This is a genomic window from Inquilinus sp., from assembly GCF_039594555.1.
Classification (GTDB): domain Bacteria; phylum Pseudomonadota; class Alphaproteobacteria; order DSM-16000; family Inquilinaceae; genus Inquilinus.
Genome location: NZ_JBCNNF010000355.1, coordinates 1 through 7,065, shown reverse-complemented (window position 1 = coordinate 7,065; position 7,065 = coordinate 1). Strand labels below are relative to the sequence as shown.

Annotated in this window: 7 protein-coding genes, 1 other RNA gene and 1 pseudogene; 3 read left to right on the top strand and 6 right to left on the bottom strand. The window is 68.4% G+C overall.

Annotated features, from left to right (window positions below):
* Both ABDW35_RS28225 and rpsU read right to left on the bottom strand, forming a co-directional pair.
* A pseudogene (locus ABDW35_RS28225) lies at nucleotides 1–152 on the bottom strand (alanine dehydrogenase); the annotation flags it as partial.
* Between the two features lie 206 nt (nucleotides 153–358).
* Nucleotides 359–562: a 30S ribosomal protein S21 gene (gene rpsU, locus ABDW35_RS28220; RefSeq protein ID WP_342236722.1), complete on the bottom strand. Its 204-nt coding sequence runs from the start codon at nucleotides 560–562 to the stop codon at nucleotides 359–361.
* A 134-nt stretch (nucleotides 563–696) separates the two neighbouring features.
* Between rpsU and def the strand changes: the two genes are divergently transcribed.
* Together def and ABDW35_RS28210 are read left to right on the top strand one after the other, a co-directional pair.
* Nucleotides 697–1,230, top strand: coding sequence for a peptide deformylase (gene def / locus ABDW35_RS28215; RefSeq protein ID WP_343717182.1), 534 nt, complete (start codon nucleotides 697–699; stop codon nucleotides 1,228–1,230).
* Between the two features lie 15 nt (nucleotides 1,231–1,245).
* Nucleotides 1,246–1,938 (top strand): COQ9 family protein, encoded by a 693-nt coding sequence (locus tag ABDW35_RS28210; RefSeq protein WP_343717181.1) that lies wholly within the window; start codon nucleotides 1,246–1,248, stop codon nucleotides 1,936–1,938.
* Between the two features lie 118 nt (nucleotides 1,939–2,056).
* Here the strand turns inward: ABDW35_RS28210 and ABDW35_RS28205 are convergent, their stop codons facing one another.
* The 3 genes from ABDW35_RS28205 to ABDW35_RS28195 form a co-directional block, all read right to left on the bottom strand.
* Nucleotides 2,057–2,554, bottom strand: a complete 498-nt coding sequence (locus ABDW35_RS28205) for a ClpXP protease specificity-enhancing factor SspB (protein ID WP_343717180.1) — start codon at nucleotides 2,552–2,554, stop codon at nucleotides 2,057–2,059.
* A 92-nt stretch (nucleotides 2,555–2,646) separates the two neighbouring features.
* Nucleotides 2,647–2,998: a transfer-messenger RNA gene (ssrA, locus tag ABDW35_RS28200) on the bottom strand.
* A gap of 19 nt (nucleotides 2,999–3,017) precedes the next feature.
* Nucleotides 3,018–5,351 carry a S8 family serine peptidase gene (locus ABDW35_RS28195; RefSeq protein ID WP_343717179.1) on the bottom strand — a complete coding sequence of 778 codons (2,334 nt, stop codon included), beginning with the start codon at nucleotides 5,349–5,351 and terminating at the stop codon, nucleotides 3,018–3,020.
* Nucleotides 5,352–5,535: 184 nt separating this feature from the next.
* Here ABDW35_RS28195 and thyX point away from each other — a divergent pair, with 184 nt between their 5' ends.
* A complete protein-coding gene (thyX, locus tag ABDW35_RS28190) occupies nucleotides 5,536–6,477 on the top strand; it encodes an FAD-dependent thymidylate synthase (protein ID WP_343717178.1) in 942 nt (313 codons plus the stop codon).
* 22 nt (nucleotides 6,478–6,499) lie between these two features.
* Here thyX and ABDW35_RS28185 read toward each other — a convergent pair.
* The coding region (locus ABDW35_RS28185) for a hypothetical protein (RefSeq protein ID WP_343717177.1) at nucleotides 6,500–7,065 on the bottom strand (566 nt) is incomplete at its 5' end.

Sequence of the window (7,065 nt, the reverse complement as noted above, 5' to 3'; positions counted from 1 at the left end):
CGGTAGCGGTCATCGCCGAAATCGATCCCGGCGCCGGCGTTGGTCTGGACGATGACGCTGTGACCGTGATGGACCAGCTCGCGGACGGAGCTCGGGGTCAGGCCGACACGGTACTCGTGGGTTTTGATTTCCTTCGGCACGCCGATGAGCATGTTTCCCCCGGGTTTCGTTGCCGGCGGCCGCCCTGCGGGCGGCGCCATACCCGATTCCTACATCAGCCTCGCGGGGAATGACATCACTCGTCGGCGCCGGGGCCGCCCTGCCATGGCAGTGAAACGACAAAACCGCCGGGAGGCAGAGCCTCCGGCGGTTCGATCCATCGGTCCGTCACCGCAGCGCGGCCGCGGCCAGGGTGTCGTCAGAATCCTTCGCGCTCGAGCCGCTTGCGCGCCATCTTGCGGGCGCGGCGCACGGCCTCGGCCTGCTCGCGGGCTCGCTTCTCCGAAGGCTTCTCATAGTTGCGACGAAGCTTCATCTCCCGGAAGATGCCCTCGCGCTGCATCTTCTTCTTCAGCGCCCGCAGCGCCTGATCGACGTTGTTGTCGCGGACATGGACCTGCACGTTCGGTCAAAGCTCCTTTCACTGCCGGAACGGTCCCCGGCGTAGGGGTTTCTGGGCGTGTCTTTTATCATGTGACTTTTTGCTTGCCAAGCCGGGGCAAATCAGGTTCGGCGCATCTGCCAGGAGACAAGGCTTTGACTCTGTTGAAGATCACCGGCATGGGCCACCCCGTGCTGCGCCGCATCGCCGACCCGGTGGCGGACCCGCTCGACCCCGAGATCGAGCGGCTGGCCGCCGACATGATCGAGACGATGCGGGACGCGCCGGGCATCGGCCTGGCCGCGCCGCAGGTCTACCGGCCGCTGCGGCTGATCGTGTTCGAGGTGCCGCCCGGCCGGCAGGAGGAGGGCGAGCCGCCGGCGCCGGAGGGTCCGACCGTGCTGATCAATCCGGAGATCGTGCCGCTGGGCGAGGACACGTTGCTGGGACTGGAAGGCTGCCTGTCGATTCCGGGCTTCCGCGGCCTGGTGCCGCGCTGGCGCAAGATCGGCTATCGCGGCCTCGGCCTCGACGGCGAGGTGATCGAGCGCGAGGCGGAAGGGCTGCACGCCCGCGTGGTGCAGCATGAGGTCGACCATCTCGACGGCGTGCTGTATCTCGACCGGCTGCGCGACCTGGCCGACCTGGCGCTGGATGCCGAGGCCCGCCATCTCGCCGACCGAGCCTGAAGGGACGCACGCACCATGACCGACCCGACCCCGAACGATCGCATCCGCGATGACAAGGTTGGCGAGCGCGACGCCCTGCTGCTGGCCGTCCTGCCGCATGTCGCCTTCGACGGCTGGACCCGGCAGGCGCTGCGCCGCGGCGCCGAGGAGGCCGGATTCGGCCTGGACGAGGCCGCCGCCCTGTTCCCCGGCGGCGTCGCGGCGCTGGCCGACCATCTGCACGACTGGGCCGACCGGACGATGCTGGAGCGGCTGGTAGAGGAGGGCGAGGCCTTCGACGGGCTGCGGGTGCGCGAGAAGATCGCCCGCGCGGTGACGGTGCGGCTGGGCCTGCTGGCGCCCTATCGCGACGCGGTCCGGCGCGACCTGTCGCGGCGGGCGCTGCGGCCGCTGTCGCGGCGCGGCCTGCAGCAGTTGCACCGCACGGTCGATGCGATGTGGCGGGCGGCCGGCGACCGGTCGACCGACATCAACTACTACACCAAGCGCGGCCTCTTGGCCGGGGTCTACGCCTCGACCCTGCTGGTCTGGCTCGACGACCGGTCGGAAGGGCAGGAGACGACGCATGCCTTCCTCGAGCGTCGGATCGGCGAGGTGCTGGCCTTCGGCCGGCAGATCTCGGGGCTGAAGCGGCTGGGCGACCTGGCCGAGGCGCCGTTCCGGCTGGCCGCCCGGCTGCGCGAAGGGCGGGGCGCGGCGGCAGGGTAGATCAGAAGACTCATTGTCATCGCCGGGCTTGACCCGGCGATCCAGGGGCCACCCAGAGCGGCATCGATATCTCTGGATGCCCAAGTCAAGCCCGGGCATGACAGAGTGTGAGGTCTGCCTACTTCTTGCGGAAGGCGTCCAGCGCCACGACCTTGGCGCCATCGGCCGGCGCGGCCTCGGCCGGGGCCTTGGCGTCGGTCTCGGCGGGCTCTGCCGATGCCTCGGCGTCGTCGGCGGTCTCATCGTCCCCCTCGACGCCTTCCTTGGCGGATTGGAACTGCAGGGCGAAGTTGACCGACGGGTCGGCGAAGGTGGAGATCGCGGCCAGCGGGATCACCAGGCGCTCGGTCTTGCTGGAGAAGCTGAGCGAGACCGAGAAGCGGTCCTCGCACACCTCGAGCCCGAAGAACTGGTGCTGCAGGACGATGGTCATCTCCTGCGGGTATTTCTGCCGCAGATACTCGGGAATCGCGACCCCTCGATGATTGGTCACGAAAGTCAGGTAGAAATGGTGGTCACCCGGCAGCCCCTTCTCGGCCACCTGGGCCAAGGCTTCCCTGACCACGCCCCGCAGGGCGGATTCGACCATGCGGTCGTATCGGAGTTCGTCGTCCATCCGATCACACTAGACCGGGGCCGACGGGTTGAAAAGGGAGACGCGCGGCATTCGGCCGCCCATGTCCGACATTCCAGCCAAGATCTGGGGAAAGCGGGGCGTTCTGTTGCTGGGTGCCCCTGACCCCACCTCGACGGGGCTAACCGCCGAGGGATTTAGGTGAGGACGCTAAGCTGCTTACGCAGCCGCGCGAACCTCAGCAAAGTTGTCGTTGGCAACTATTGCTATGGCCCGATAACGGCGGAACCATGCCGGACGAAAACCTTTTCTTTACTACACGCGTCGATCCTATTTCGCCCCCGCGCTCCGTCCACGACCGGAGATTTGGTGGAGGCGCCGGGTACCGCCCCCGGGTCCGCAGCGTCTATTCCAAAAGGCGTTTATCGTCATAGTCGGTTGCCCGACACCCCTAAGATAGGGGCTCGGCGCCACGGATGGAAGGGTCGAAACCGTCATCGGCCCGTCACAGAATGAAATCGGCGACGACCAGCGCGATTGCCCCCGTCAGGCGGATGGCGAAGTCCGAGATGCCGTCGCCGTTGACGTCGCCGGCAATGGTGGTGACGCTCCCGGACTGGGCGAAGCGCAACTCGCCCGCATGGTGGCCGTAAAGGGCCGAGCCGATGAAGCTGAAAGCCTGGTCGCCGGCGGCGAGGACGTTGGCGTCGACCGGCGACAGGTCGATCCTGTCGCCTTGGGCATGGCTGAAATCGGTGATCAGGTCGGAGCCTGTCCCCACCGGGCTCTGGGCCACGCTGCCATAGACGAAGCGGTCGGCCCCGGCGCCGCCGGTCAGGGTGTCCTGGCCGCCCGCCCCGGTAAGCACGTCGTTGCCGTTCCCGCCCTGCAGCACATTGGCGTAGGTGTTCCCGACCAGGCTGTCATTGGCCTGGCTTCCCGTCAGGTTCTCGATGCTGATCAGGATGTCGCCCTGGGCCGCGCCGGCATTGCCGGTGCCGCTCACCAGATTGACCAGAACGCCGGCGGTGCCGTCGGCATAGCTGGCCGTGTCCACTCCGCCGCCGCCATCCAGCCGGTCCGCGCCCCCCTCGCCGTTGAGCACATCATTGCCCCGGCCGCCTGCCAGCTGGTTCACCTCGGCGCCGCCCGTGATCGTATCGGCGCCGTCGCCGCCGATCACGTTTTCGATCACCGTGCCCGCAGCGATCGTCAGGGCATGGCCGGCGATGGTTGCGGTGCCATGCAGCAGGTCGATCACCGCGGCACCGGTCAGGGCGGCGCCGTTGATCGTGTCGATGCCGCCACTGTCGGTCAGGGTCTGACGCGCCGCGGCCGCGCCGACCGTGGCGAACTCGTCGGTATAGACATAGCTGTCGTCCGGGCTGGCGGCATCGCCGTACAAGCTCAGGCTCCACGAATTCAGCGTTCCGGTGTCGCCGGCGACCAGGTCGCGCACCGTCAGCGACCACACGCCCTGGCCCGATTCGCCCCAGTCATGGACGGTGTCGAAGGTGAAGGCGATGTTGTCCTGCCGGGATCCGGCATCCAGCAGCGTGCCCGAGCCCGGGCGGTTCACCAGGACGCTCTCGGTGCCGTCCGGCGAGGTCAGCATGACCTGCAGGTCGCCGATCCAGCTGTGGCTGATGTTCAGCGTCACCTCGACCCGGTCGATCTCGATCGCGGTGCCAATGGCCAGCGTCGTGGTCAGGCCGGTGGTGCTGCCATCCGGGATGGCGAGGCCGGGCGAGGCCGAGGCGGTGACGCTGGTCTCGTTGGCGCTGGTGTGGGCGGTGCTGCCCCAACTCTCGGCCAGGCGCACGGCGGCATGGGCGTCGACGAGACCGAAGCCGATGTCGTGGCTCACCGTCAGCCCACCGCCGTTCCAGTTGGTCGCGCCGTTGGTCTGGTCGCCGACGGCGGCCGGCGCGGTGCGCGCGCTGTAGGCTAGGATCTCCTGCACGTCGCGCCAGCCGAGATGCGGATTGGCCTGCAGCATCAGGGCGACCACGCCCGACACCATGGGCGCCGCGGCCGAGGTGCCGTTGAAGCTGGTGGTGTAGTCGCCGGCGGCGTAGCCGGCGGTGCCGGTCCGGTCGGTGGTGACGATGGTGCCGTCGACCGGGCTGCCCGGCGCCCCGACCAGGATCGAGGCGCCCGGCGTCGAATAGTCGGACAGGCTGCCGTCCTGGTTGGTGGCGCCGACCGTGATGGTCCAGCGGTTGTTGCCGAAGCTGTGCAGGTTGGTGTCGTCGCCGTAGTCGCGGGTGTTGCCGGCCGACTGGACGATGACGGTGCCCAGCCCGTCGCGCCCGTTCGTCGCCGCATTGATCGTGGCAGCGCGGGCCGCCGCGAACTGGGTACTGCCGAAATCGTCGGCGAAGGCGGAATCCGGGCTGTCGTAGAAGAGGTTGCCATAGCCCCAGCTGTTGCTGAGCACATCGGCATCCGCCGCCGCGTGGTTGCGCGCGTTCGCCGCCCCGGTCGCCAGCGTGGTGAACAGCAGCGGGTCGTAATAGGAGAGGAGCGTCGCGCCATAGGCGACGCCCACCACTCCCGTGCCGTTGCGCTCGGCCGCGATCAGGCCGGCGACGGCGGTGCCGTGGTTGTCGTCGGCCGTCCGCGGCGCCCCGCCCGTGCCGCCGGTCGAGGCGTTAAAGCTGGCGGCGGTGTCGATGTTGTCCTTCAGGTCGGGATGGTTGAAGTCGATGCCTTGGTCGTGCACCGCGACCACCACGCCGGCGCCGGTATACTCGTCCCAGGCATTGCCGAGATCGATCCCCCACGGGCCGGTCAGATGCCATTGCTGGGCGTAAAGCGGATCTGTCGGAGCCGGCATGTGGAATATCCTGCAATGAAAATGGGACAACCCGACCATAACAGCAAAACGCGGCGGCTCAGCTGCGCAACTGTCCTGAATCTTGGCCTGGGGTGGCTTGGGTCCGGGGCCTTAGACACACCAGACTTGGTCCCCGGCGCCGGCGCCGCTACACTATCTGGGCCGTCCTCGAAAGAACCTGCTTATGACGATCACCGCCGACCAGCGCGCCGAGCTGGACCAGATCCGCGCCGCCACCTTCACCACCCGCCGCGCCACCGTGCCGGCGCTGGAGGAGATCCTGTTCGAGCCGCTGCCGGTGCTCGACCACGGCTTCGTGCGGGTGATCGACTATATGGGCGACGATTCGGCGGTGGTGCAGGCGGCCCGGGTCTCCTATGGCCGCGGCACCAAGAAGGTGTCGGAGGATGAGGGGCTGATCCGCTACCTGATGCGGCACTGGCACACCACGCCCTTCGAGATGTGCGAGATCAAGTACCACGTGAAGCTGCCGATCTTCGTCGCCCGGCAGTGGATCCGGCACCGCACCGCCAACGTCAACGAGTACTCGGCCCGATACTCGATCCTGGACCGGGAGTTTTACCTGCCGGCGCCGGAGCATCTGGCGGCCCAGTCCAGCAACAACCGCCAGGGCCGTGACGCGGTGCTGGAGGGGGAGGAGGCGTCGCGGGTGCTGGACCTGCTGCGCGAGGATGCCGAGCGCTGCTGGCGCGACTATGCCTGGATGCTGAACGAGGAGATCGACGGCGCCGAGCCGGTCGACCCGAATCGCCAGGGCTTGGCGCGCGAACTGGCGCGGATGAACCTGACGCTCAACACCTACACCCAGTGGTACTGGAAGACCGACCTGCACAACCTCATGAATTTCCTGAGGCTGCGGGCCGACGCCCACGCGCAGTACGAGATCCGCGCCTATGCCGACGTGATGGTGGATTCGATGGAACGCTGGGTGCCGCTGGCCACCCGGGCGTTCCGCGACTACCGCATGAACGCGGCCACGATCTCGTCGCCCGGCCTCGCCGTGCTGCGCCGCATGCTGGCGGGGGAGGCGGTGGCCCAGCCGGACAGCGGCCTCAGCCCGCGCGAATGGCGTGAGCTGATGGCGGTGCTGGACCGGCCGGCCTGACGACGAAGCCGCCGCCCGCCGGTCACGTCTCCGGGATGCCGAGCTCGGTCCGGGCCGCCTTGACCAGCGGGCGGGTGGCGTCGTTGTTGTCCCAGCTCTGGCCCGACAGCTTGTCGGCCACCTTGTCCCGCTCGAGATACTGGCGCTGCTCCTCCGGCAGGTCGTGGCAGGTCGCGGGCAGGGCGGAGAGATAGGCCTTGATGTAGCGCTGCGTGTTTCCGGGCACCGGACTCTCCGCCCCGGGATTGGTGTAGGCGGGCACCGGCTTGTTCACGTTCTGCACGACCGTGTTGTACAGCTCCTCCATGACAGGGCCGGAGGCGGCGCCCCAGTCATGCCCGGTCAGCGCCTTGAAGCGGGCGCTGTTGTCGGCGCCGGTCACCTGGCCGACATAGGTCCAGATCTGCGCCCGCAGCTGGCCCCGGTCGCCGCTGTTGGCGGCCGTCTGGATCGCGGTCAGCCCGGGGTCGGCCGGCGCCTGCTGGGGCTGCGCGGAGTCGGTCTTCAGGCCGCGCTGCTTCGCGGCCTGTGTCACGTCGGCCTTGATGTCGTCGCCATTGGCCGGCCATTTCTGCGCCAGCAGCTGGT

Coding starts and splice junctions, on each gene's coding strand:
- ABDW35_RS28210 (WP_343717181.1), top strand. CDS start 1,246: ATGACCGACCCGACCCCGAACGATCGCATCCGCGATGACAAGGTTGGC.
- ABDW35_RS28205 (WP_343717180.1), bottom strand. CDS start 2,554: ATGGACGACGAACTCCGATACGACCGCATGGTCGAATCCGCCCTGCGG.
- ABDW35_RS28195 (WP_343717179.1), bottom strand. CDS start 5,351: ATGCCGGCTCCGACAGATCCGCTTTACGCCCAGCAATGGCATCTGACC.
- thyX (WP_343717178.1), top strand. CDS start 5,536: ATGACGATCACCGCCGACCAGCGCGCCGAGCTGGACCAGATCCGCGCC.